The 23851-nt window shown below is 39.5% G+C and carries 24 protein-coding genes; 21 read left to right on the forward strand and 3 right to left on the reverse strand.

What is annotated here, in order from left to right; all coding sequences use genetic code 11:
- The 14 genes from CSV73_RS16990 to CSV73_RS14485 all read left to right on the forward strand — a co-directional run.
- A partial coding sequence (locus CSV73_RS16990; RefSeq protein ID WP_369802589.1) for an IS3 family transposase occupies positions 1-95 on the forward strand: 95 nt, incomplete at its 5' end.
- A gap of 548 nt (positions 96-643) precedes the next feature.
- Entirely contained in the window at positions 644-1492 is an 849-nt protein-coding gene (locus tag CSV73_RS14420; protein WP_085132976.1) for a DegV family protein, read from the forward strand.
- 14 nt (positions 1493-1506) lie between these two features.
- Positions 1507-2877 carry an ATP-dependent helicase ComFA gene (locus tag CSV73_RS14425; RefSeq protein WP_198166022.1) on the forward strand — a complete coding sequence of 457 codons (1371 nt, stop codon included), beginning with the start codon at positions 1507-1509 and terminating at the stop codon, positions 2875-2877.
- The gene (locus tag CSV73_RS14430; RefSeq protein WP_085132977.1) at positions 2874-3488 is read left to right on the forward strand and encodes a ComF family protein; all 615 of its coding nucleotides are present in this window, start codon (positions 2874-2876) and stop codon (positions 3486-3488) included. Before CSV73_RS14425 ends, CSV73_RS14430 begins: the two co-directional genes overlap by 4 nt.
- Before the next feature lie 5 nt (positions 3489-3493).
- Positions 3494-3913: a TIGR03826 family flagellar region protein gene (locus tag CSV73_RS14435; protein ID WP_085132978.1), complete on the forward strand. Its 420-nt coding sequence runs from the start codon at positions 3494-3496 to the stop codon at positions 3911-3913.
- A gap of 124 nt (positions 3914-4037) precedes the next feature.
- On the forward strand, positions 4038-4304 hold the full coding sequence (gene flgM, locus CSV73_RS14440) for a flagellar biosynthesis anti-sigma factor FlgM (protein WP_085132979.1): 267 nt from the start codon (positions 4038-4040) through the stop codon (positions 4302-4304).
- A gap of 17 nt (positions 4305-4321) precedes the next feature.
- On the forward strand, positions 4322-4828 hold the full coding sequence (locus CSV73_RS14445) for a flagellar protein FlgN (RefSeq protein WP_085132980.1): 507 nt from the start codon (positions 4322-4324) through the stop codon (positions 4826-4828).
- Between the two features lie 12 nt (positions 4829-4840).
- The gene (gene flgK, locus CSV73_RS14450; RefSeq protein ID WP_085132981.1) at positions 4841-6388 is read left to right on the forward strand and encodes a flagellar hook-associated protein FlgK; all 1548 of its coding nucleotides are present in this window, start codon (positions 4841-4843) and stop codon (positions 6386-6388) included.
- A 16-nt stretch (positions 6389-6404) separates the two neighbouring features.
- Positions 6405-7280: a flagellar hook-associated protein FlgL gene (gene flgL / locus CSV73_RS14455; RefSeq protein WP_085132982.1), complete on the forward strand. Its 876-nt coding sequence runs from the start codon at positions 6405-6407 to the stop codon at positions 7278-7280.
- A gap of 65 nt (positions 7281-7345) precedes the next feature.
- Positions 7346-7897, forward strand: a complete 552-nt coding sequence (locus tag CSV73_RS14460; protein WP_085132983.1) for a DUF6470 family protein — start codon at positions 7346-7348, stop codon at positions 7895-7897.
- Positions 7898-7951: 54 nt separating this feature from the next.
- Positions 7952-8437: a flagellar assembly protein FliW gene (gene fliW, locus CSV73_RS14465; RefSeq protein ID WP_085132984.1), complete on the forward strand. Its 486-nt coding sequence runs from the start codon at positions 7952-7954 to the stop codon at positions 8435-8437.
- Position 8438: 1 nt separating this feature from the next.
- A complete protein-coding gene (gene csrA / locus CSV73_RS14470; RefSeq protein WP_085132985.1) occupies positions 8439-8660 on the forward strand; it encodes a carbon storage regulator CsrA in 222 nt (73 codons plus the stop codon).
- Between the two features lie 217 nt (positions 8661-8877).
- Positions 8878-10290 carry a flagellin N-terminal helical domain-containing protein gene (locus CSV73_RS16630; RefSeq protein ID WP_085132986.1) on the forward strand — a complete coding sequence of 471 codons (1413 nt, stop codon included), beginning with the start codon at positions 8878-8880 and terminating at the stop codon, positions 10288-10290.
- Positions 10291-10645: 355 nt separating this feature from the next.
- Positions 10646-10744 (forward strand): flagellin, encoded by a 99-nt coding sequence (locus CSV73_RS14485; RefSeq protein ID WP_369802598.1) that lies wholly within the window; start codon positions 10646-10648, stop codon positions 10742-10744.
- 426 nt (positions 10745-11170) lie between these two features.
- Here the strand turns inward: CSV73_RS14485 and CSV73_RS14490 are convergent, their stop codons facing one another.
- Entirely contained in the window at positions 11171-13084 is a 1914-nt protein-coding gene (locus CSV73_RS14490; RefSeq protein WP_085132988.1) for a hypothetical protein, read from the reverse strand.
- A gap of 102 nt (positions 13085-13186) precedes the next feature.
- On the opposite strand from CSV73_RS14490, the gene CSV73_RS14495 reads away from it, so the two are divergent.
- From CSV73_RS14495 to CSV73_RS14510, 4 genes are all read left to right on the forward strand, one after another.
- Positions 13187-13423 (forward strand): hypothetical protein, encoded by a 237-nt coding sequence (locus CSV73_RS14495; RefSeq protein WP_085132989.1) that lies wholly within the window; start codon positions 13187-13189, stop codon positions 13421-13423.
- 208 nt (positions 13424-13631) lie between these two features.
- Positions 13632-14216, forward strand: a complete 585-nt coding sequence (locus tag CSV73_RS14500; RefSeq protein ID WP_085132990.1) for a hypothetical protein — start codon at positions 13632-13634, stop codon at positions 14214-14216.
- 678 nt (positions 14217-14894) lie between these two features.
- Positions 14895-16226 carry a YopA family protein gene (locus CSV73_RS14505; RefSeq protein WP_085132991.1) on the forward strand — a complete coding sequence of 444 codons (1332 nt, stop codon included), beginning with the start codon at positions 14895-14897 and terminating at the stop codon, positions 16224-16226.
- 294 nt (positions 16227-16520) lie between these two features.
- Positions 16521-17195: a hypothetical protein gene (locus CSV73_RS14510; protein WP_085132992.1), complete on the forward strand. Its 675-nt coding sequence runs from the start codon at positions 16521-16523 to the stop codon at positions 17193-17195.
- A gap of 149 nt (positions 17196-17344) precedes the next feature.
- Here the strand turns inward: CSV73_RS14510 and CSV73_RS16550 are convergent, their stop codons facing one another.
- Positions 17345-17515 (reverse strand): hypothetical protein, encoded by a 171-nt coding sequence (locus tag CSV73_RS16550; RefSeq protein ID WP_157111266.1) that lies wholly within the window; start codon positions 17513-17515, stop codon positions 17345-17347.
- 477 nt (positions 17516-17992) lie between these two features.
- Here CSV73_RS16550 and CSV73_RS14515 point away from each other — a divergent pair, with 477 nt between their 5' ends.
- A complete protein-coding gene (locus tag CSV73_RS14515) occupies positions 17993-18196 on the forward strand; it encodes a hypothetical protein (protein ID WP_085132993.1) in 204 nt (67 codons plus the stop codon).
- A 446-nt stretch (positions 18197-18642) separates the two neighbouring features.
- The gene (locus CSV73_RS14520) at positions 18643-20628 is read left to right on the forward strand and encodes an FRG domain-containing protein (protein WP_158232357.1); all 1986 of its coding nucleotides are present in this window, start codon (positions 18643-18645) and stop codon (positions 20626-20628) included.
- A 1035-nt stretch (positions 20629-21663) separates the two neighbouring features.
- Here CSV73_RS14520 and CSV73_RS14525 read toward each other — a convergent pair.
- Entirely contained in the window at positions 21664-21906 is a 243-nt protein-coding gene (locus CSV73_RS14525) for a hypothetical protein (RefSeq protein ID WP_143560965.1), read from the reverse strand.
- Between the two features lie 1104 nt (positions 21907-23010).
- Between CSV73_RS14525 and CSV73_RS14530 the strand changes: the two genes are divergently transcribed.
- Positions 23011-23826 (forward strand): choline kinase family protein, encoded by an 816-nt coding sequence (locus CSV73_RS14530; protein ID WP_085132996.1) that lies wholly within the window; start codon positions 23011-23013, stop codon positions 23824-23826.
- Positions 23827-23851: the final 25 nt, after the last annotated feature.

Here is a 23851-nt window from a genome sequence, read left to right on the forward strand (position 1 = left end):
GTTATATGACGTACTATAACCATTATCGCGGGCAGTGGAACTTGAAAAAGCTGCCGCCTGCAGAATACAGACGACAGCTTCAACAAGCAGCTTAGGCTTTTTTTATAATTGTCCTTTACAAAGGGTACATTTTATGACTCGGAAGGATTTTTTTCTTGTGTATACTACTGCTGTTGGATGAGTTCATTGGTTATAAGGAGGGGGTTGGTGGTTGGTGGTTGGGCTGGGCTTGGGTGTCGCGGTCGGGCTGCGGTCGGGTCGCGCTTTGGCCGCGCTCATAGTTGGCTGAGATCCGCTCTATGCAGCTTGTTTTTCGCTCTATCATGTGTGTTATCCGCTCTATGCAGCCCGGTTACCGCTCTATCCAGCGTGTTATCCGCTCTATCAAGCCCCGTAACCGCTCTATCCACCACGCTAACCGCTCTATAAAACCAATCAAACGCTCAATCGCGAGCCCCGTCTGCAAGTCCGCCATCGTCTCTTGACGTTTGCACTTGAATTAGGTCTTGAACGTGAACTCAATCAAAGTGTCTGGCAGCGACTCTCTCCACGAAAACTAATTCCGACTTACTGCTCCAATTTCTTCTTCATGGATGCCAACTCCACCGATTTCAGGTAGAATAAGTTACAGGAGTTGATCATATTGAAAACAGCGATTGTGACAGACACGACGGCGTATTTGCCGGATGACATAAAAGCAGAACTTGGGATTTACACGATCCCGTTACTCGTAACTATCGACGGCAAAGAATTCAAAGAAGATGTCGATATTACCACGGAAGCATTCTATGAACTGGTGCGCGGTAAAGGCCCGTTACCGAAGACATCACAACCCGCGATCGGTGACTTCGAAGCGCTATTTAGCGAACTCGCGAAAGACTACGATGCGGTCATTACGATTCACTTATCGAGCGGCATTAGCGGAACGTATATGGGTGCGATACAGGCGGCCGAGCTCGTACCGGAACTAGAAGTGCTGGCGTTTGATTCGGAAATTTCAGCCTATCCCCAAGGCTTTTACGCGATCCGTGCAGCACAGCTTGCGAATGAAGGCGTACATCCGCATGCGATTATTGAAGAATTAAAAGACATGCAAAAAGGCATCAAAGCCTATTTCATGGTGGACGACTTATCGCATCTGCAACGTGGCGGTCGTTTATCCGGTGCACAAGCGCTAGTTGGCGGACTGTTGCAAGTGAAGCCCGTCTTGCATTTCGAAGACAAAGTCATTGTACCGTTTGAAAAAATCCGTACCGCTAGAAAAGCGATGAAGCGCATTTCGGATTTACTGTCGGAAGATGCGAAAAACCAATTGTTAGATGCGGCAGTGATCCACGCGAATCGCTATGACGACGCAGTAGAATGGAAAAGACTATTAGAAGAAAAACATCCGAACGTCGATTTCACGATCAGCCACTTTGGTCCGGTGATCGGCACGCATCTTGGTGAAGGGGCTATGGGACTTGGTTGGGTGAAACGACGCGGAACCTGAACAGGGGGAACTGCATGTCCGAACGACACCAACTCAAGCAATTCTTGGCAGGGCGCATTTGGTTGCGTCATCTTGTGCCATTTTCGGAAGAAGTCGTTGACGAAGCGATTCGTCAAGGCGATATCAATATAGAACCAGGCGTCACAACGAACAAGACGTGGCATGGTACGCACTATACGTGTCAGCGTTGCCATAATGAAAATCAAACGCGTTTCACTGTATTCGCGTGCGCTCAATGCGAAGCGCCTTGCGCCTATTGTAGAAATTGTCTCAACATGGGGCGCGTGTCATGTTGTTCGCAACTACTCACATGGACAGGCACACCACCGACTTTCCCGACGAATCACCGTATGAACTGGCAAGGAAATTTGACACCTTCTCAGCAGAAAGCGACGCGTGAATTGCTTGAAAGTACGAAACGGGGCGTATCTCATTTACTTTACGCAGTGTGCGGATCGGGCAAGACGGAAATGCTGTTTCAGCCGATTCATTATGTATTAAATGAAGGCAAGCGGGTCTGTCTAGCAGCGCCTCGCGTGGACGTCATCTTAGAACTATTGCCGCGGTTAGTGACTGCTTTTCCGGATACGACAGTAGAAGCGTTATATGGCGGGGCAGAAGTAGAACATTTTGACGCACAGCTAATTCTTGCGACGACCCATCAGCTCTACCGTTTTCACGAGGCGTTCGATGCGGTCTTCGTGGATGAAGCCGATGCGTTCCCTTACACAGCGGACGAAACGTTACAACAAGCCGTCAGGAAAGCAGCAAAACCGAACGCGCCGATTCATTTTGTGACGGCAACGCCATCGAGTCAGTTGCTGGCGATGAATAAAAAGCAAGGCTATATTTCGGTTCTGGCACGGCGTTATCACGGGCAGCCGTTACCCGTACCGCGAAACGTGGCGTTATGGAATTATGAGAAACAGCTGAAAAAGAAACGGATTCCGGCGAAATTACTGCGCTGGACAACCGAACGTCTGACTAAACAGCAACCGTTTCTCATTTTCTTTCATCAAATTGAACTGATGGAACTCGCAGAACCGTTATTTCAGAAACTCGATGAGCGAATTTGTGCAGTCCATGCGGAACATGAAGATCGCAAAGAGCGGGTACAGTTACTTAGACAAAAAGCAATTCCTGGCTTGCTGACGACGACGATACTCGAGCGGGGGATTACCATTCCGAACGTGCAAGTGGCGGTTGTCGGAGCGGAGCAAACAATTTTCAATAAAGGCGCACTCATCCAAATTGGTGGGCGAGTGGGTCGCTCCGTACCGAACACGTCAGGTGACTTCGTACTGTTCCATCAAGGCATCACCTATGCGATGGACGAAGCGAAACGAGAAATTCGTAAGCTAAACAACACCGTGGTGCCGCAATGACGTGTTTACTATGCGATAAACCACTACATGACCAGCCCACTTGGCAACACTTCCTCGGTCTTCAACAAGACACGTCCGCCTGTCCAATTTGTCTCGAAAAATTCAAACGTATCGACAGAATCATAGAAGACGATGTTCTCGATTCTGTTCATTCACTCTATGCATATAATGAAGCAGCGAGAGAGTACTTGCATCAGTTCAAGTTCATGCAAGACGTCGCGCTCGCACAAATTTTTGCCTCCCCATTACGTAGGGTACTGAACGATTCCAAAAAGATCATCGTACCGATTCCGATGCATCCGATCAATAAAAAGAAACGAACGTTTTCGCAAGTGGATGCGTTACTGGACGCCGCGAATATTTCGTATCACTCGCTACTTACAAAAACAACGGAATCGGTAATGGGGGAAAAATCACGCAGTGAACGTCTCGCAATGACTGAACTATTCCACGTAACGGCCGATATACTCTATAATGAGGCAGTGCACGTGCTTGTTGACGATATTTATACGACTGGCACCACATTGCGTCACGCAGCTGAAGCGTTGAAACAGCGCGGAGTATACCGAGTGGAAGCTGTGACGTTATTCAGACCTATTAGAGAGAAGTGAGAGAGATGGCGGAAGTTAGAAATTGTCCGACATGTGGCAGTATGTTTAATTACACAGGACTTCGAGACGTATGTGGCACGTGTGCGCAAGCGGAAGAAGAAATGTATGAAACAGTCTATCGATTTTTACGTAAACGAGAGAACCGTGCAGCGACTATCGAGCGGATTGTAGAAGTAACCGGCGTAACACAGGAATTACTGCATCGCTGGGTGCGTAAAGGGAGACTGCAACCGGCAATGTTCCCGAATCTTGGCTATCCATGTGATAAATGTGGCGCATTAACATCGTCAGGGAAGATCTGTGCCAAATGTACCGATGAAATTCAAGCGGACTTACGGACATTTGATGCGGCGCAAGAGCTCCGTGAAGCGATTGAGGCGCAAGAAAAAGGCACATACTACACACAAAAAGACCGTAGAGGATGACATGCGAAACGAGCAGTTCGTACTGCTCGTTTTTTCATACAAAAGCCTCTAAAAACTTCATGAAATCTGCCGAAGTAAAGAGTAGTACCTAAATCCAACACAAGAAGTGAAAGGAGCGAGACGTATGAAAATAGAAGGATTTAAACCACAAGCCGTCAACCCGTACCGAAATCAGCAAATGAAAGTGGATCAAATGAAGCAAACAGCACAAGTGAAAACGGATAAGCTGGAGATTTCATCAGAGGCGAAAAAGTTATCCGCAACTTCACCGATTGAATCGGCCAGACAACAGCGAGTACAGGAATTGAAAGCGCAAGTGCAATCTGGAGAATATCAAGTAGATGCGGGTAAACTCGCTGCCAGAATGGTGTCATATTTCAATAAGCTATAATGAAAGTAGGGTTACACATGTCCATTGAACCAATTTTGACAACGCTCAATCACCTAGAAAAACTGCATATGAGCTTGCTCCGTCTGTCGAACGACAAGACCGCATTGCTGAAAAGCGGCGACGTCGACGGGATTGACCAGCTGTTGAAGGAGGAGCAAGCTCACTTAGCAGCTATTGTGCAAATGGACCAAAAACGTGTACAGGAAGTGAAGCAGTATATAACCGCACAAGGAAGTGCCGTACTTGCTGAACCGACTATGACACAATTAATCGAACTAGCAAGCGCTCCGGACAAAGAACAGTTAGCAGAGGCGAGGGACCGTCTCCTGCATGCGATTCATGAGTTGAAACAGCAGAATGAACTCAATCAGCAACTGACTTATCAATCACTTCAATTTGTGAATCTATCGCTGGACATGGTCCGTCCGCGTCCGGAAACCGTCAACTATTCGAAAAACGAAGTACAAGGGCAGTCACAAAGCGGAGCGAAAACCAAGCTCTCTTCATTCGACTCCCAAGCTTAAGGAGGACACACTATGCGCTCAACATTCATGGGACTAGAAACTAGCAAACGCGGATTGTACACACAGCAATCCGCTCTTTATACGACAGGGCATAATATTGGAAACGTCAACACACCCGGTTACACACGCCAGCGCGTCAACATGCAAGCAACATCCGGCTTTCCAGGGATCGGAATAAACGCAGGCACAATGCCAGGATTTCTTGGAACAGGCGTTGAAACAGGTAGCATTCAACGGATTCGTGATTCGTTTGTCGATCATCAATTTCGCAGTGAATCAACGAAACTAGGATACTGGGAATCACGTACGAATGCGATTGCACAAATGGAAGACGCGATTGGCGAACCTTCCGAGTATGGTTTACAGCAATCGATGAGCGACTTCTGGCAATCATTGCAGACACTTGCGTCGAGTCCGGAAAACGGCGGGGCGCGTGCGGTGGTTGTGGAACGTGGGGTGGCGGTAGCTGACTCGTTTAACTATATTTACAAGTCTATTTCTGAAGTTAAAGGAAATCTAGGCGATGAAATTGACTTTAGCGCAAAAGATATTAACTCGTTGCTAACTCAAATTGGAGAACTAAACAAACAAATCGCCAATGTCGAACCGAATGGCTACTTGCCGAACGATCTCTATGACGCGCGTGACGGGTTGCTAGATCAATTGTCTAGTTATCTACCGATTGAAACGAGCTATGAGAAATCAGGCGGACGTGCGTCGGCTATTGCGGAAGGTACCGTGACAATTAAAATTAAAACAAATGTTCCAGGAAAAACGATCACCGTAGTAGAAAAAGACCAAGTCGCAGAACTCACTGTAGACGGCAATGACCCGAATCAACCGTTTCCCAATTTAATGACAGGCTTCACGTTTACAGGTGGACCGATTCAGAATCCTGCTGACGGTAAGCTGTCTGTTAACGAAATGGTCAAAAGCGGTGAATTGAAGTCCCTTGTGGATTCGTACGGATATATCGATTCAGACGGAAAAGAAAAAGGTCTATACCCAGAGATGATGACGAAACTGGATAAAATGGCGAATGAGTTTGCGAAAGCGTTTAATGCAGTTCATGAAGAAGGGACCGACTTAGCAGGTGTAAAAGGCGAGCCATTCTTTGTTTTACCAGCTGGCGCAACCGAATTTTCTGCAAGTAACATCGCAGTAAATGATGCAATTAGAAAAGATCCAAATAAGCTAGCAGCCTCGGATGCTAAAACGGGTGCGGAAGTCGGTAACGGTCAAAACGCTAAAAAACTAGGCGATGTATTCTTTGCGAAGTTACCAGGACTAGACGGTTCAAGCGTGCAGAGCTACTACGCTCAAACGATTGGGCAACTCGGAGTCGAAGGGCAACAAGCACTTAACATGACGGAAAGCTCAGGAGTTTTACTATTAGCGGTATCAAATCGCCGCGCTTCCATCAGCTCGGTCTCACTCGACGAAGAAATGACTGACATGATCCGCTTCCAGCAAGCGTACAACGCATCTGCCCGCATGATCACCGTGATGGACGAAACACTCGACAAAATCATCAACGGAATGGGCACAGTCGGCAGATAATGAAGGAGGAATTTTCATGCGTGTAACACAATCGATGCTATCGCAAAACATGCTGCGCAACTTATCGAGCAGCTATAATAATATGGGCAAACTGCAAGAACAATTGAATACAGGCAAAAAAGTCAATCGCCCGTCCGATGATCCCGTCGTCGTCATGAAAGGCATGGGTTACGGCATGCAAGTGAACAAAGTAGAACAATACCAGAAGAATATGGGCGAAGTGAATAACTGGTTGGATAGTTCGGATGATGCGCTGGACGGGGTAGGACAAGTATTGCATCGAATGAAAGAATTGGCTACGAATGCGGCAAATACTGGTACGATGGGTGAAAATGAACGAAAAGCCATTGAAACAGAAATGAATCAGCTTCGTGAGCACGTACGCGACCTTGCTAACACCAAAGTCGGCGACAAACATATATTTAGTGGCAATATGACCGATCAACCACTTTTTAATAAAGATACGGGTAAGTTTGAAGATGGAAAATCTTTTTCCGCCAATGTAGAAATAGAAGTATTCGACGGCATAAACTTACGAGTCAGTACCGATGTAAATAAGATGTTTAAAGAGATTGATGATATGTTTGGAGAAGTTGAAGGGATGATTGCGACAGGAGAAGGCTTCAGTGGCTTAATCACTTCTATTGACAGCAAGTTAGATACTGTATTGTCTAAACGTGCAGACATCGGTGCCCGTTCCAACCGTGCAGAACTGATGAAAAATCGTCTGGAGATGCAAGAAGGTGCTGCAAAAAAACAACGTTCTCAAAACGAAGATGTGAACTTTGAGAAAACGATTACCGATCTGATTACGGCAGAGTCGATCCATCGTGCCACATTGTCAGTAGGCGCGAGAATTATGCAGCCTTCTTTAATGGATTTCCTACGCTAAAAGATGTGGCGGACACTACGCAAGTGTCCGCTATTTTTATATAAGAAAGTAAGGGAGTGATAAAAGTGAACATTCCACAACTTCAAATCCAAACGACACCCGCCAAAATAAATTTACAAGTGACGAAACCTGTTCAAGAAATCCAACAACCTAAAGCCACGCTGAGCATTGAACAACCAGCAGCCATTTTGGAAATGTCGACGACCCGACCGCAACTATCACTCGACACGACAGAAAATCGTGCAGATATCGATATGAAAAGTGTATTTCGCCGAACGGCTGATAATGCTCAATATGGATTACAAAAAGTACAAGAAGGCACAGCTCGTCGCGCGCAAGAAGGCCAGCAACTCATGAAAATTGAAAACGGTTCAACGATAGCAGATATCGTCAAACAGAACACGGAGAAACCAATGGCCGAACTGCAAGTGAAATTTGTAGGCGACCGTACGAAAATCAAAATGAGTTTTTCTGAAGGTTCACTAGATATTAATGTGACACCGCAGAAGCCGAAAATCGACGCACAAATAAATAAGCCGATCCACAATTACACACCTGGGAAAGTATCTGTAGAAATGCAACAGTACGGATCGATAGAGATTGATTGGAAAGTGTAATAAAAAGTACGTTGAGTAGTAAACCAGTAAAACGTTGAAAAGGAGAGAAATCTAGTGACACAACCACTTAAAGAAATCGCAACAAAATTCCACGGTAAAATTGAAGTAGATCTATCGAAAGCATGGCACTTCCCGAAAGGACTTCCCGGATTCGAAGAGGAAGAAGAATTCGTCATCTTACCAATTGGAGAGAATCAGGAATTTCAAGTACTACAGTCTACGAAAGAAGCAGGTGTAGCTTTTGTTGTAGCGAATCCATACAAAATTGTAGAAGAGTATGATTTCAAAATAGATGATCCAACAATAGATTTACTAAAAGTGAAAAGTCCAGAAGAATTAATGGTACTCGGTATCGTCTTCATAAAAGAACCTTTCGAAGAATCGACAATTAACTTACAAGCACCTCTTCTGTTCCAAACAAACAACAGAAAAGCGAAACAAATGGTATTAAATGATAAGCGCTATCTTATCAAACATCCAATTGATGAAAAGAAATTGGATGAAATGAAAGAAAAAACAACTAGCGGAAAGAGCGAATAATATGTTAGTACTCTCACGTAAAGCAGGCGATACGATTAAAATCGCAGATAATATAGAAGTAAAGATTCTCGAAGTAAAAGGCGATACGGTACGGGTGGGGATTGAAGCGCCTAAATCAGTAGATATTGTACGGGGGGAGCTCATTCAGTCTATTAAGGATACGAATGCCGAGTCATTATCGCTGGATATTGACTGGTATAAAAACTTAAAGGATAACAAGTAAATAGTAATTACTTCACCATTAAAGGCAGTACAAGTCATTTCATTTCCACATTTCAAATAAATAGAAAAAAGATTTTAATAAACTACTAAACACTCTAGTCAACTATCCGATATTAGTAGTGTAAGCGGCAGAGAGCGTCCGGCCGGCACTCAAAACCGTAGTACAAATAAGGGACACAAGGACGTGTACCCAACAACCACTCAAGGAGGAAATTAACATGATTATCAATCACAACATGGCAGCGATGAACACGCACCGCCAACTAGGTTCTAACAACGCAGCAGCAGCTAACAATATTGAGAAATTGTCTTCAGGTTTAAAGATTAACAAAGCTGGAGATGACGCAGCTGGACTGGCAATCTCCGAAAAAATGCGCGGTCAGATTCGTGGATTGGATATGGCAGCTAAGAACTCTCAAGATGGTATTTCTTTGATTCAAACAGCTGAAGGTTCTTTGAATGAAACGCATGATATACTTCAACGTATGCGTGAATTAGCTGTACAAGCAGGTAACGATACAAATACAACTGGTGATCGTGATGAAATTCAAAAAGAACTTAATTCTTTAACTTCAGAAGTTAACCGTATTGGTAACACTACTGAATTTAATACTCAAAAACTGTTGAATGGTTCTAAAGGTACTGAGGGCAGTACAACTACTAAAGCTGGTGTAACTGGTGCAACAATAGCGCCGGAAACAGTTGCAACACAAGTTTCAGTTGGTGGTTTTGACATTGAGTTCGCAGGAGCAGGTTCAAAATTAAACGGTTATGAAATAGAAATTGGAACTAGTGCTGCTTCAACTCCTTTGACAGTAACTGTCGCTGATAATAAAATTACTATTAATGGTGATTTTTCAGCTGCGGGACTAGTAGATAAAGATGACCTACAAACTGCAATTAATGATGCTCTTGGTGCCAAAGATCTTCCAGGGGTACAAGTTACTGGTACTTCAACAACAGCTACAACAGGAGCAACTGTTGCAGGGGGGAAAGATGCAGTAACTGAAGAAATAACAGCGGTTGCAGGTACTTACGAACTTAATGTGGGTAGCTCTGACATTACAATTGATGGCAAAGTATTAAAACATGATAGTTTAGGGGCCGATGGCTGGAAAGATGCTGCTTCATTGTCAAAAGCGATTAATGATGATGCAACATTAGCTGCAAAGTATACTGCAAGTGTAACTGACGAAGGTAAAATTCAGTTAACACAAAATGGTGGACAAGAGTCAGCGACAGCTCCAAAAGTTACAGGAAACGATGCATCATTATCATTACAAATTGGTGCGAATGAAAACCAATCGATGTCTGTTGATATTAGCGATATGAGATCAGCTGCGCTTGGTTTAACTGGTTCAGGTGCAGGATTCACAGCTACAGAAGGTGTGAATAACGGAACTGATTCAGCTTCTAACGAAAAAGCGTTGGATGTATCAAATGCTAAAAACGCAGCCAACGCTGTAACTCAAATTCAAAAGGCAATTGATACTGTTTCAGCAGAGCGTTCTAAACTAGGTGCAAACCAGAACCGCCTAGAACACACAATCAACAACCTCGGAACATCTTCCGAAAACTTAACAGCGGCGGAATCACGTATCCGCGACGTGGATTATGTCTTAGCTGCGTAAGCAGTGACAGACACAGTCGTCCTGACTGGTAACGGTCAGAGAGTACGACCGGGTGAATTGCTGGAAACCCCTGAAACTGTTCTTGCTACAACGTAACTGGAAACGGTAAGCGTGAAGGCTTGAAAAAAGAACAGATTGGGCAATCAGCAGCCAAGCTCCTGTCTCGAAAGAGTGGAGAAGGTTCAACGACTAGGATAGACCATCTAAGGCGCAAGCTATGGTGATGAAATCCGTAGGAAACACAAGAGGGAGTAGCTTGTGAATCCGAAGTGCCCGGCCCCTACCGAGAGTGGAGGGTGAAGATATAGTCTAGTCATTAGTGAAAGCTAATGTTCGCACGATGGCGAAAGAGATGATGGACTTTACGAAGAACAACATCTTAACTCAAGCAGCACAAGCAATGCTTTCTCAATCGAACCAGCTTCCGAACGGAGTATTACAACTCCTACGGTAAACGGTTCAGGGACGCCTATTCGGTAACGGATAGGACGCATAACTGGGTGAATTGCTGGAACCTCCTGAAGTCCACTTTCCGACAACGCAGCTGGAAACGGCAAACGTGAACGGTTGAAAAAAAGTGGAATTGGACAATCAGCAGCCAAGCTCCTGTGAGGAAACTCTGGAGAAGGTTCAACGACTAGGATATACCGTCTAAGGCAAATCGCTATGACGATGAAATCCGTAGGGCGTCATTTGACGTTCGAAGTGCCCAGCATCCTAGGTATTTAGGTACAAGGATGGAGATATAGTCTAGACCTAATTGGAAATAATTAGGGGCGCCGCAAGCCAACCAACAGCCGCAGGGCGTTCTACAACTACTACGTTAATAGAACTTTCGGCTCATAAAAAGAGACTTCCTAAAGGGAGTCTCTTTTTAAATTTACATTAAATTTTGCGATCGTAGCTCACTAATTTTATAGACCACCGACCAGTAACTTCGGCCAAGTTCATCTGCTATCTGTTGATCTGTTTTACCGGATTGCTTCATATGTCGTAAATTGCTTATTTCATCTTCAGTGTAGGCGCGCATTCGTTTTCTATCGCTGACAATCAACTGATAGTTCGGATACTCTTGACGCCATTTTTGTTTCTCTAAGTAAAATCGATACTGCCAGTTGGTTTTGTAACTCATTGAAGGGCAGGTAACTACAATGTGTTCTAAGTCTTGAAGGAATTGTAATGTATCGGCTGTCCGGCTAGTTCGTATATAATAACCGTTACCGCTTGGTAGTTTGGTCAGGCGGAATTCGACTGAGGTTAACTTTCTCATTTGTCCTTGTAAGAGCAGCAATTCTTTGTAAGTGAAACTTTGTAAATAAAGTGCTATATGGGGAGTGATGTAAATCTTTTTATGATTATGATTTACACGGGTAGTCAGCAACAGCGACCCGTCATCCATATAGATAGTGGCCAAGCTGTGCAAATCATCTAATTTGTTCAGAATGCTGAGGGGCAGCTGTTTAATCCTGTTCTTCCCCTCTATGCTCTCACTGTAAATCACTTCTTCTAGGCTGCTCCATAAGTCTCCTGTTTTTGAAATAATATGATCCCCTCTTGGAATGAAACTTAAATAGGGTTTCAATTTCATTACTTTCCAAGCGCGATATTCTTTTTGTTTGATTGAAAAGTGTTCATGATAACTGCTTCGTATACCTTTGTATTTGGACTTTTTATGAGTCAGCATACCATCTCCGATAATCGAGCCCAGCATGATATTTTGCTGTGTAGTAGAAAGATCATCCAATGTATTCAGCGGTCGCGGAGAAAAGCAGTTCTGTTGATGAAAACACTCTTGCACAATCTCACCTAAAGTTAAACCTGTTGAGGCTTGGACAGAACAAAGAATATCTCGATTTTCTTCAGTAAGACTCACTTGGTAGCGTTTGGATTCATTGTTCTCTTGTCTCGCGTAGTTGAATCTTTGAAAGTTTTCGGTTGTTACTTTAACAGAGGAAGCGTATTGCCGAATCATTTGATTGATTTCTTCTGTAGGCGAGGGAATAGATATGTGATTGGGAAGCCGTATAGTAGTCCGCTTCGCAACGGGTTTGCGAACTTCTACATTCTTGATTTTATAGGAGAACACAGGGTGGATCCAAGGTGCAACCATACCTAGAAAATACTTGATTTGCAGTTGGTCATACAGAATAAGTCTTCGTTGACCGTCTATCGCAAACAGGAAATTGAATTTACTATTTACTACATATTGAAGTAACTGAAGCTCGTCCTCGGTCCATTGCTCGGTGGAAAGAATCAGTTTCTCCAACGTGCCGTTTTCTTTCACTTTCAAGTGACCGCATTCCTGGTACCACCACGCGAGTGTCTGAGCGGTCATATATTGTTCAACAAACTCCAGAGGCATGCCCTTAGAGCCATCTTGATACCACTCACAGTATAATGCTTCAGCAGTAGCACAAGGTGCAGATTCAATTACTACGCGCTCTGTAAAGCCGAATTTACTGCGTGCATCCGTTGTTTGTTCCTTCTTAATAAGAAAGTCTGGTACACAGGATTGTAACTGTTGATAGCAGGAATGGGCCCATTCACTGTGTTTTGTTTGGAAAGTGAATCGGAAATATTTGTGGTTAGTTGCAGACGACGTAATACGTCCACTGCCAAGCAGCAATGCGCAGAGCAGACTGTTTAATTTTTCATTGGAAGAGAATAGCGAATTTATTTTTAGATGACTGTTCTTACAATTGGCGGTGTATTGTTCCTTCGCAGCATTACCATCTTCTAGTAAAAAGCCGTAAGATCGTGAATGAGTAGAGTACATCAAGGTTCCAATCGTCATAGTGAGCCCTCCTATAAGATAAGAATGTTTGTTCTTATTATATAATATTGGAAGGTTAATAGCTAATTATACTGGCATGTAAGTGTAAAGGAGGAGTAACAAATGAAGGATAACTCAGAAGAAATTGAGCGGTTGAAAGAACAACTGGAGCAGGTTAAACAGCAGGATCGGATATTGGAAGAGATCGAGAAGCGGTTGTATAAGATGAAAGAAATTGCGGAGTATGCTTCGAGGTTTCGGCTTAGTGGGGAAGAAGTGCGGGAGTTGGAGGGGCAGATAGAGGAGCATAGGGCGGTGGTTGGATCGTTACAGAATTATTTGCATGATTATTTGTATTAACGTAGGCAAGTCATCAAACAATATAATGGGTGAAAAAAGTATATCCAAGTTACACATCTATAATTCTGGAAAAATTAAATTGTTGGTAAAAGTGTACATAGACGAATTAAGTAGTAATGCTTTATATAGCGGTGATAATAGATACCATCTATAGACATAGTTTCTGTGCTTACGCACCGTATAAAAATACAAGGGAGATTAATTAAATATGGCTTTACATCCTATATGCACGAGTTCTGAGGAAATAAATCGAGTTTTAAATAGTAAGGAAATAAAAGAATTTAATATGGAGATGAAGAGAGTTTTGGATATTGAAGACATGAGTTATGTTGTTGAACTAGAAAAAAGTCCAAGAGATCAAGAAGGCTATGTGATTGAAAATAAGTTGGCGAGTACTATTCCAGATTTCAGCTTGTACAAAGTCAAAAGAATTGTTTTCTATACAGAAAATATCACTAGGTATATCAATTCTTCCTTTTCTAGAATATACAATACTCAAGTCTTTGAAAAAGTTATTGAGGTTACGATTTGTTGTATTCTACTGCATGAATTAGTTCATGTGCAACAAATTAAACAAAAGAAATTAACAAAAAAAATTTATGATCGTGAAGCAAAAAAGCCTTATGAAAAACGTACTTACGAGATAGCTGCGGATTTAGTGATTGCTGAGATTATGAATCATACCGATAAATTTACTGTGAAGGTTTGTGAATTATTCACTACGAGAAAATGTGCTACAAATGAAGATGTAGAAATACTAATTAAGACATTTAACTCGAATATGGAAAAGTAATGGGTAGTAGATTCTAAAAAAGCCAATTTTATTGGTGAGTAACTGTGTGAAAAGCTATCAAGAATGTTTTAGTAAACATGATAGTTTAACAATCATGAATGTTTTAGCACAGGTGAATTCACTTTAGGGTTAGCTTAACTAGTATGGGACGGGGCATTGCTTATTAGTTGAAGGTGGTTTGTCTAAAGTCTACTCATGTACCTGACGACATTGAGCAAGTGCACCTGCCTAAACCCGCCAGGCCAATAACCAAAGAACTTAAGAATATTAATAATAAAACCACTATCGAGAAGAATTTCGACCTCGGGTATTTCATTATTCAGTACGTTAAAGAGAAAACCGGGGAGCATATCACTCATAATAATAATTGCTAATGGATGTATGGTTTTCGCGAAAAAGCTCTATATGAAAAGTAGGAGTAGACATGCAGAGAGAATTCACAAATAGTGTTATGAACTCTACAACAATATGTAGAAAATACTTATTCAATTGCTATTGTAGACAGGAAATGAAATGCCGTTGAAATTAGGTCTGCAATTACAACGCCTACTCTAATATGCAACTATTAGTGTTGAGCACATGTGCATAGCACGACTTATGTAATATTCTAAATAGCGTTAAAACTGTGTGGTGAACAGGTACGCTGAAAATAATGGTAATACATAAGGAGAGATAATAATGGCAAATGAAGTAACAGATACTATTGCAGTACCTGAATTAATCAAAGAAAAGTTATCTGACACCATAATTTACGAAGGTGAATTTTTAATTAAGTCAGGTGAAATTCTTGTAGAGTTGGAAGGTGAAATCCACTATCTGATCACTCCAAATCCCGAAGTACGTTTTAAGGCAAGAATATTAAAAGCCGGAATGTTGGACTTGTTGAAAAATGTGAGTTGGGAATTGACTACACCCACAGGTATTAAAGGTGAGTTCTATCTGACAGATATAAATGTTGGTTTTAAAGAAGGTAGAAGTGAGTCGACAATAGAAGGTAGCTTGCAATATGAATTATCAATTTCTACTGCCGTAAAATTCAAAGAACTAAATTTTTCCGTGTTGAATTTCATTAACAATTTTGATAGAGCTTATCAATACGAGAAAATGCTATATATAGGAAGAACAGAGTTGAAGTATAAAGATTATTTAATCACTTTAGATAAATCACCAGAAAACAAATCTATATTTAGTCAGCTTAAAGCGCAGGGCGGATATAGCATAACTCATATTGGACAGATAAAGCGGTTAAATGGCAAAGCATTCGATTTAAATGAAGTAGATAATATACTAAAAAATCTTGCATGGATATTTTCATTCGTCGCTGGTCGACGAGTAGATATTAATCATATATATACTGATTTTGAAGAGTTTAGCATGATTTGCTACAGGATTCCAACTATAACAAGTTGGAAAAGTATTTCTAATTGGTACCCTGAAAAGTCTCGAGAATCTTTGGAAGAAGTTTTAAGCTGTTTATTGATTTTATTGGAAGATAAGTACTGGGAAAAACAGCTTCCCAGAATATTGTCGCAATATTTTGATGGGTTTGGTCCATCTTATCTTGAAAATAGAATTATTGGTATACAAGCAGGTTTGGAAACTTTAGCATGGGCGTATCTTGTGGAAACCAAAAGTCTATTAAACAAAAAGGAATACAACGGTTTATTGTCAGCAGGAAATAAGATTGAAAGGTTATTAACAGAGCTGAAGATAGAGACCGATTATGAAAGAATTCCAGCGTTCCAAGAAATGGGCGATAATTACGATCATGGTCCGCATCTCTTTACAACTATTAGAAATGATATAGTTCACCCAGAAAGAAATAAGAAAGAGTTAAACTCCGAACAGTTTAATTATATATGGAGAATGGGAATGTGTTATTTCGAGTTAGTTGTTTTAGCACTAAGCGGTTATACAGGTGATTATAATAATATGATGTTGGATATCGAATTTCAGCCTGAGAGAGTTCGTAAAGTTCCTTGGGCTAAAAGTAATGAGCCAGGTCGTTAAATTATATTAATGAAAGAAAGCACCAAATTACCCATATTTCAATACTCTTTCATTTGACATTTAAATTTGTCATCAACCAAATGGTCATCTATTTAAAAGCGTTCTATACAAAGAATAAAACAAGCAAACACACTGCCTGTCAGTTCCGAAAAAGAGAAATGACTGACATGTAATAAATGAACCTATTTGCAGGTCAGTCTAACAGGAAGATTGAAGACCGTAATGTTGTACTAGATGGTTTTTTTAACTTCAGAATGGATTACCATTAAATTAGGATTTTAAGGAGTGGTAAATTTGGAAAAGTATAAAGTTGTTTGTGATATGGACCCAATTATTAATTTTGAAGGAAAGCTATCTTTGAATGGCGTGTGTTTTTATTATGACTCTGAAAAATTAAAAATGGAAGTAACTATTTTGGAGACTGATATGTTGAAAGCTCAAAAAATCGCGATGAGAATGCTGAGTGAAGTATGTAATGCGCTAGCAACATATCTGAACAACACTATAAATTATGAAGTTATCTCTATTCAGCAAGTTGGAGATCATGAGACAGTTAACTTTACGTCTAATGACATATTTACATCATTAGTAGTCAGAGTTCCTTTAAATGAAAAGGGTGCTTGCAAAGTGCAAAGGTTGGTCGATTTGTCTGTTAAAAACGAAAATGTGCATAAAGTTTTCCGTCTAATTAACAACCCAGACTTTGCGACATGGACGACTCTTTACAAGGTGTTTGAAATAGTAGATCGCGATCAACAAATTGTAAATGAAGGTTGGTTGTCAAGCACTAAGAGATCAAATTTTAAGAGAACAGCAAACCATCCAGCTTCAAGCGGAGACGCATCAAGACATGGTGTCCCCAAGTCTGATAAAAAAGATCCACCATCAAAGCCTATGCAGCTAGAAGAGGCTGAAAAGTTAATTAGAGATCTAGTGGAGAGCTGGTTATATAAATTGATGGAAAGTTAATTTTTTCAGAACGAATTTCAAATTTACTATTGAGCACCTGTGCATCACACAACTTAGGAATGATTCTAAATAGTACCAGGGTTGTGTGATGTACAGGTGCGCTTTAATAGTTTAGATTAAGGAAATAAAAGGAAAAGGTTTAATTGTTTTTATAACTTAACGTTACGAGTAGTGAAAACTGGTTTGTCACAATTAGTGCAATGCGATTGATACGTTTCTTCTTTGTATTTACCGTATTGACCACTCTTGATCTCAGAGTCGTAGTGTTCACCAAAGTATTGGCTTTCACAAGTGTCGCAATTGATAATGACTTCTGTCATATTTACACCTCCTTCTTCAATACTATCTTACATTAATATCAAAACTCATTCTACAGAAAATAACAATTGGGATTGGTACCACATCTATAAAACTTAGTGAAAGGTACCTGTGTGAAAAACTAATTTACATGAATAGAAGCATGTTACGGGAAAGAAGAAAAGGTTTTTGATATTTATCAAGGAACTATATCAAAAAAAGAATGGGACGAATTCACTGAGTTCTGGGGTAGCGTAGAAGAATTAATATCAGAGGTAGTAAAAGATTTTGGAGATTAGGTAAATATGGCATCTATGCAAAAATATTTATTAATGCTTAAACAAAAAGTGGAATTTATTGAACTTACACTTCAAGAAATTACGTTGTTTAATCCTGAAATATTTTAAGTTGCTCAAGCATCTTATCTATATCACACTGGCGAACCAGAAGACCTAGAAAAAGCATTACAATTTGCTCAAGAAAAGATAAATAAAGAAAGAGTGGAAATAATTCAAAAAAATGGGGAGTTGGCAGAGATAGTTGAAGATACATTGCATGAGATACCTCAACTTGTTACAGAGATAACTATGGGGTTAGATGAAATAGCTGAAGAACTAGGCGAAATTATTATATATGAAAATCAAGGGGAAATAAATAATACTGGTGAAATGAGTTATATGATGAATAGGCAAACAACACTTTGAACCTGATTTGCTCAATAAAGTCATGTTTTAACATCGAATTTGACGATTATCATAACCAATGCCTCACACGTTATATGTCTCCCGTATACTTCCAATGTAATTATCCCCCACGAAAGTACGTCAGACAGTAAAATACCTATATTTGTAGCCGATATAATACACAATTAGCAATAAAACATATCAAATGCATGGAGGACTATATAGTGTAATCATCAAAAACCGATCGTTTGGTTTGCAACGAAATTTGAATTAGGCGAATGAGCGCTTGGAGAAATCGTAGTAGAGAGTATCTGTGTGAGAAACTAACATGATTATTGTGTTAACAATCATGTTAGTTTGGTGGTGGACAGGTACTCAACACTAAGTATTCTATAATAATGCTAAGAATAGGAAAAATATCATGGTGCAGAGAATTAAAATATATAAAGCTAGAGGTGAATAATAGTATGGAGCAAATCAATACTGTTGATGATTATTTAAAAAAGTTGTCGAGGTATGATATTTACAATAATGTCTTCTATAGAGGCCAATTAGAAGTTTATAAAAGTATTATATCAAGCGTCTCTAGAAATGTAGGATATACAATTAATGAAAACTTCATCTACGAAGAAGCAATTAATATGAAATCTATAGAATTTGCTGATTTACCCCTGCCTATTGAACGCTTGTCGAAAATGCAGCATTATGGAATTCCAACAAGACTTGTAGATTTAACAGTTGATCCATTAATTGCGCTTTTCTTTGCTGTACAAAATTTTGATGACGAATCACATGGTAACGTATATGTTTTTGTTCGACCGGAGCGTAGTCTAAATGATAAAAGGATTAAACTGTTGTCTCTTCTTGCAACATTAGAATCATATAATCTAGATTTAATTAAAGGTTCATATTTGGAATGCTATTCTGAAAAAATAACAGAAGATGAAATATTAGAATTTGCTTCAGAAGCAACATTTATAAAGTACTCTGTTGAGCTTCAAAAATCTAATGAAAGATTATATTGCCAAAAAGGTTCTTTTGCAATATGCGGTAATGAAACAATTGGTAAGGAAATAAGAAAGTCTATACTGCCCCTTGATTCAATTGAACCAACAATGGTAATACGGATTCCTTTTGAACATAAACAAGCAATTAAGAAAGTGCTTGATGAAAAATATAATATTAACGAAACTACTATATATCCAGAGTTCCCATCGGTTGCCGATTACCTAAAGGAGAAGTATAGAAAAGTAGATTTTGATCTGGATGGTACATATAACATTTTTCAAGTGCAAGATGTTTCTCATGCAGGTGCTAGAAGGTGCTCTATTGTAGCAGTATTAAATAAAGTTCTGCGAATAGAAGAGGTAAAGAATATTGGAATTCAGATCATTGATCAATACAGAAGGAAAAACGATGTTGTATGGGTTTATATTGCAAAGAATGGCGATGACTATATTATGAAAAACTGGATGATAAGAGGCCAATGGATTAGAGAATCATTAGATCCTAGTTACAAACCACTTCTTATTGGGGAAGCAGATGAATTAGGCTATATATGGCGCTTCGAAAAATCCTACAGTACACTGGCTGATTATTATGATGAGTATGCCTTTATAGACGATAAAATTCTTTTTACTCTAAACATGAAAGCATTTGAAGAATTTGAACCCCATTATAAATATATGTTAAGCGCCTTTGAAAGCGGAGATATGAAGGAATTAGAAGAATATGCTTTTGATAATGCAAGTGTGATTACTAAGCTTTTTCTAAAGTTTGGTGATTGTGGGCATTCAAGAAATGATGAATTTAATAAATACTTGAACAATTTTCAAGGAGTAGCTTTGCATTTGGATAATGTGATCTTGTGGCTGAAAAAGGAAGAATTAAATTCTCGTGCTAAAAGATACCAGATTTCAAATTGTTTTAGGGATGCTAAGTTACATTTCGATACAATAAAGGATCAAGCAATATATTGGAAAAAGGCCATTGATCTTTCAGATGAGGAGTACAATGAAATTGATACTGAAAAAATAAAAATTAGGGAATACCAATATAAACAAACAATACCACTAAATCCGGATGGCTTAGATGTTACTTTTAACCTTGATATTTCCCGGAACAGTGACAATACAATGAATATAAGGGGAACGACTAATCTCTTTGATAAGGCTTCACTGATGATTTCTTTGAGAAATTCTAATGATTTACTATTGGCACAGAATAAGTCGTTAGTGGAAAATGGACGATTTGATTTTGGAAGACTTGGAAAAGAAGACATTGGGTTCAATAAAGGAAAGTATAAAGTAGATATTTCTCTCGCTATTCCTACGGTGCAAAATAAAGAATTTTTATTAAAATCAGGAATTGAATATGAGAATTTAAAAGGTAATTATATTGATAGAACCGGTATGGGACCAACGGTTAGTTATACTAAGGAATTCGAAATTTGATTGAATATTGAGATGGCCAAATGTTAAGCATTGAAGAATATATCGCACGCAGAAAGAAAGAAAGAAAGAAAGAAAGAAAGAAAGTAGAAAGAAAGAAGATAATCTCAATGAATTTGACGTTGATGCACGTACTCAAAATATGAAAATCTGTGTAGATTATATTTTTAAATATCTTGATAGATGGGTCAATTTCATAATTGCTCTTTTTTAAAATACAAACAAGGGCAGAATTTGCGATTTGTATTTCAAAATACAGAAATAAGGCTGATTGAAGTAGTTGGAGCCTTATGTTAATTCGGTCAGCCGCGAATTTATATGCGTTGTAAATTAGTGAGGGGTACCTGTATGAAAACCTATCATGAATATTCTAATATTTACGTTAGGTTTATACAATCATGAAAGTTTGGTGCTTAGGTGCGCTAAAATGATTATACAAGAAATTTTTACTCACAGATACATTAGAATGAAAAGTGAATTGTTTTTTGTTTTATTGCTTTGCTTCCTATACATCAAACCAAAAACGGAATGTACATATTGAAAATCTATTCTGTTACATTTATATGTGAAGTCTTTAGTGTGATTTTAAAGGAACTAATGCTCCTTTTCTAAAATGCTGGTAAGTAAAGAGAGGGAAGCGAAAATAGAACTAGAGAAAAAATTAAGGTTAGGTACAATCCAGAGTGGTTTGCGGCGATCTTACAAAAGGCTTAACAATTGTCTACCTGTGCATCAAACAACTCTGGCACTATTCTGAATCGTTCTAGAGTTGAATGATGTACAGGTGAACAAAATAATACTTAGCCCTGATACTATTCCAAATAGTTCATGAGTTGTGTAATGCATAGTTCGCACTCAATTGAAAAAGAAGTGACAATTAAGCCGCTTCAATTTCACTTTTTCACCTTATCTAGAAATTACCAAATGGATCTAAAATGCCATCAAAATTTATACTAATGTCTAATTTTTTACGAGTTCCTTGTATATTTCCCTATACTCTTCATTCTTAAAATTCAAAAAGACACATATCTCATCATCTTACTCTTGAAAAAATCCAATGAGCATAAAATATGAGTGCTTAGACTTTATGAATATGTTATCTTTACCATCATATTTTAAGTGAAAAGGTACTTGTGGAATAGGAAATCTTTTATCTGCCATTGCAAACTTTTGAGAAATTAAAACAGCCCATTTTCCTTTACCAATTACACTTTCACTTAAATCGTCTACAAATCTAACTTTGTGAAAATTTTCATAAAGTAATTCCAATATCTTATACACATAAGCCTTATCTTCCTGATAATTCGTATTGACCATTTTGCCAATTGTAGTGTCTTAAAAAAAGTCATGCTCTTTCATTTTTAATAATAACTCTTTTGGTTCAATATTCATTTAAATAAAACACCTCCCAAAGAATACTTATTCAGTTGGTCATGAATTTATACCCAAAAGCACACAGATTAAGTGCTACTGATATCTCATTATCTTATAGACCACAATTTTTATTTAAAGACAATGAAAGTATTTATAGATACGGTGTGGAGATTTTGAAAAAATGGTATGTAGGTGATTAATAAATATTTATTTCATGATCAAATAACCTTTTTGATCAATAAAAAATCCCTACTCAAATACATAAAAATTAACCCACCCAATATGAGACAAGGCCCTGCCCAGTAGTCACAGGTAATCTGCCCAAATCCGACAGGTGTACCTGACGACATTGAGCAAGTGCACTTGCCTAAACCCGCCAGGCCAATAACCAAAGAACTTAAAGAATCTTAATAATAAAACCATTGTCGAGAAGAATCTCGACGTTGCACATTTCATTATTCAATACGTGAATGACAAAAACCGAAAGCATGTCACTCACAAAAATAATTGTTAATGGGTGTATCCTTTTCGTGAAAAAGCGCTATATGAAAAGTGAGAGTGGACACGCAGAGTGAATCCACACAGAGTGTCATGAACTCTACAAGACGATATAGAAAATGCTATAGCAGCGAAGTTTCTTGAACAAGTCAAAGAATTTGTAAACAGTAGGTCAGAGAAAACTTATTCAAGTACAGTTTAGACAGAGAAATTAGTGAAGTTGAAATTAAGACAGTCATTACATCGCCTACATTTCAATGGATCTATAGGAAATCTAGTATTACTATTGATTTAAATGATGCGTTGAAAGATAATATCTTAATAGGTGAGTTGACATTCGTAAGTAAACGCTTGATCTATGGAGTGATAAGAAAAGATATATGCGGTAAAGTATTTAATTTCCATCAACTGATTGTCGAGTTAATTTTTTGAATAATAAATGAATACTTGGAATTTAGAAGTCAACCGGAAGAACAATACATACTATAGTACAGAAAACAGAGGTGCAAAAACGTGTTTCTAATCGAAGAACTTACATACATCAAAAGACTAGGCGGTCTTACCAATCTGAACTTCTTGGTCGAACACAAAGGACAAAAATACGTTTTACGTTTTCCCGCGCATGAGTTTGAAGATATTATTAATCGCCAAAATGAGAAAGCGAATCAGCAGATTGCGGCTGAAATTGGGGTGACGGTCGGGAATGTGGTGTTTACGGATGACGGGATTAAAATGACTCCGTATTATGATGCGACGGCTGATTTGACGCGGGATTTGATTGTGACACCGGAGTATTTGGAGAAAGTGGCGGGTGTGTTGTCTACGCTTCATTCGTCGACTAGGGAGTTTAGGAATCGTTTTGATTATTGGGGTGAAGTAGAGAAGTATAAACAGGCGTTAACGGAAATTCCTTCCCTGTATGTGTTGTTGGAGGAGCGGTTGAGGAAGTTGATGCAAGGGGAGCGGCAAGAGTATGCGCTGTGTCATATGGATTCGGTGACGGGTAATTTTATTCAGAATGATGCGAAGCAAGTGCTGTTGATCGACTGGGAGTACAGTGCGAATTATTTGCCGGAATGGGATTTAGCGGCGTTTGTTTTGGAACGGGAGTTAAGTGAGCAGCAAGAGCAAGTGTTACTCAATTATTACGGTTTGCCGGCTACTTCGAAAAAGTCGCTGGATCTGCAAAAGTTGAAGTCGGACTTTCTTTGGTCGTTATGGTCGCTCGTTAAAGAAAAGGAAGATCCTTCGTTTGAACAATATACAGCGAAGCGGACGGAGCGTCTTATCGAAGGGTTAGAGCGGTTTTATAAGGTGTATGAGAATTAAAAGTTCGGTACAAAGTTGTTGTGAA

Origin of the sequence: Sporosarcina sp. P1 (assembly GCF_002743155.1) — a bacterium.
Lineage (GTDB): Bacteria > Bacillota > Bacilli > Bacillales_A > Planococcaceae > Sporosarcina > Sporosarcina ureae_B.

Coding starts and splice junctions, on each gene's coding strand:
- CSV73_RS16550 (WP_157111266.1), bottom strand. CDS start 17,515: ATGACAGAAGTCATTATCAATTGCGACACTTGTGAAAGCCAATACTTT.
- flgK (WP_085132981.1), top strand. CDS start 4,841: ATGCGCTCAACATTCATGGGACTAGAAACTAGCAAACGCGGATTGTAC.
- CSV73_RS14430 (WP_085132977.1), top strand. CDS start 2,874: ATGACGTGTTTACTATGCGATAAACCACTACATGACCAGCCCACTTGG.
- CSV73_RS14495 (WP_085132989.1), top strand. CDS start 13,187: ATGAAGGATAACTCAGAAGAAATTGAGCGGTTGAAAGAACAACTGGAG.
- CSV73_RS16630 (WP_085132986.1), top strand. CDS start 8,878: ATGATTATCAATCACAACATGGCAGCGATGAACACGCACCGCCAACTA.
- CSV73_RS14435 (WP_085132978.1), top strand. CDS start 3,494: ATGGCGGAAGTTAGAAATTGTCCGACATGTGGCAGTATGTTTAATTAC.
- CSV73_RS14490 (WP_085132988.1), bottom strand. CDS start 13,084: ATGACGATTGGAACCTTGATGTACTCTACTCATTCACGATCTTACGGC.
- CSV73_RS14500 (WP_085132990.1), top strand. CDS start 13,632: ATGGCTTTACATCCTATATGCACGAGTTCTGAGGAAATAAATCGAGTT.
- csrA (WP_085132985.1), top strand. CDS start 8,439: ATGTTAGTACTCTCACGTAAAGCAGGCGATACGATTAAAATCGCAGAT.
- CSV73_RS14505 (WP_085132991.1), top strand. CDS start 14,895: ATGGCAAATGAAGTAACAGATACTATTGCAGTACCTGAATTAATCAAA.
- CSV73_RS14485 (WP_369802598.1), top strand. CDS start 10,646: ATGGACTTTACGAAGAACAACATCTTAACTCAAGCAGCACAAGCAATG.
- flgM (WP_085132979.1), top strand. CDS start 4,038: ATGAAAATAGAAGGATTTAAACCACAAGCCGTCAACCCGTACCGAAAT.
- CSV73_RS14445 (WP_085132980.1), top strand. CDS start 4,322: ATGTCCATTGAACCAATTTTGACAACGCTCAATCACCTAGAAAAACTG.
- flgL (WP_085132982.1), top strand. CDS start 6,405: ATGCGTGTAACACAATCGATGCTATCGCAAAACATGCTGCGCAACTTA.
- CSV73_RS14520 (WP_158232357.1), top strand. CDS start 18,643: ATGGAGCAAATCAATACTGTTGATGATTATTTAAAAAAGTTGTCGAGG.
- CSV73_RS14425 (WP_198166022.1), top strand. CDS start 1,507: ATGTCCGAACGACACCAACTCAAGCAATTCTTGGCAGGGCGCATTTGG.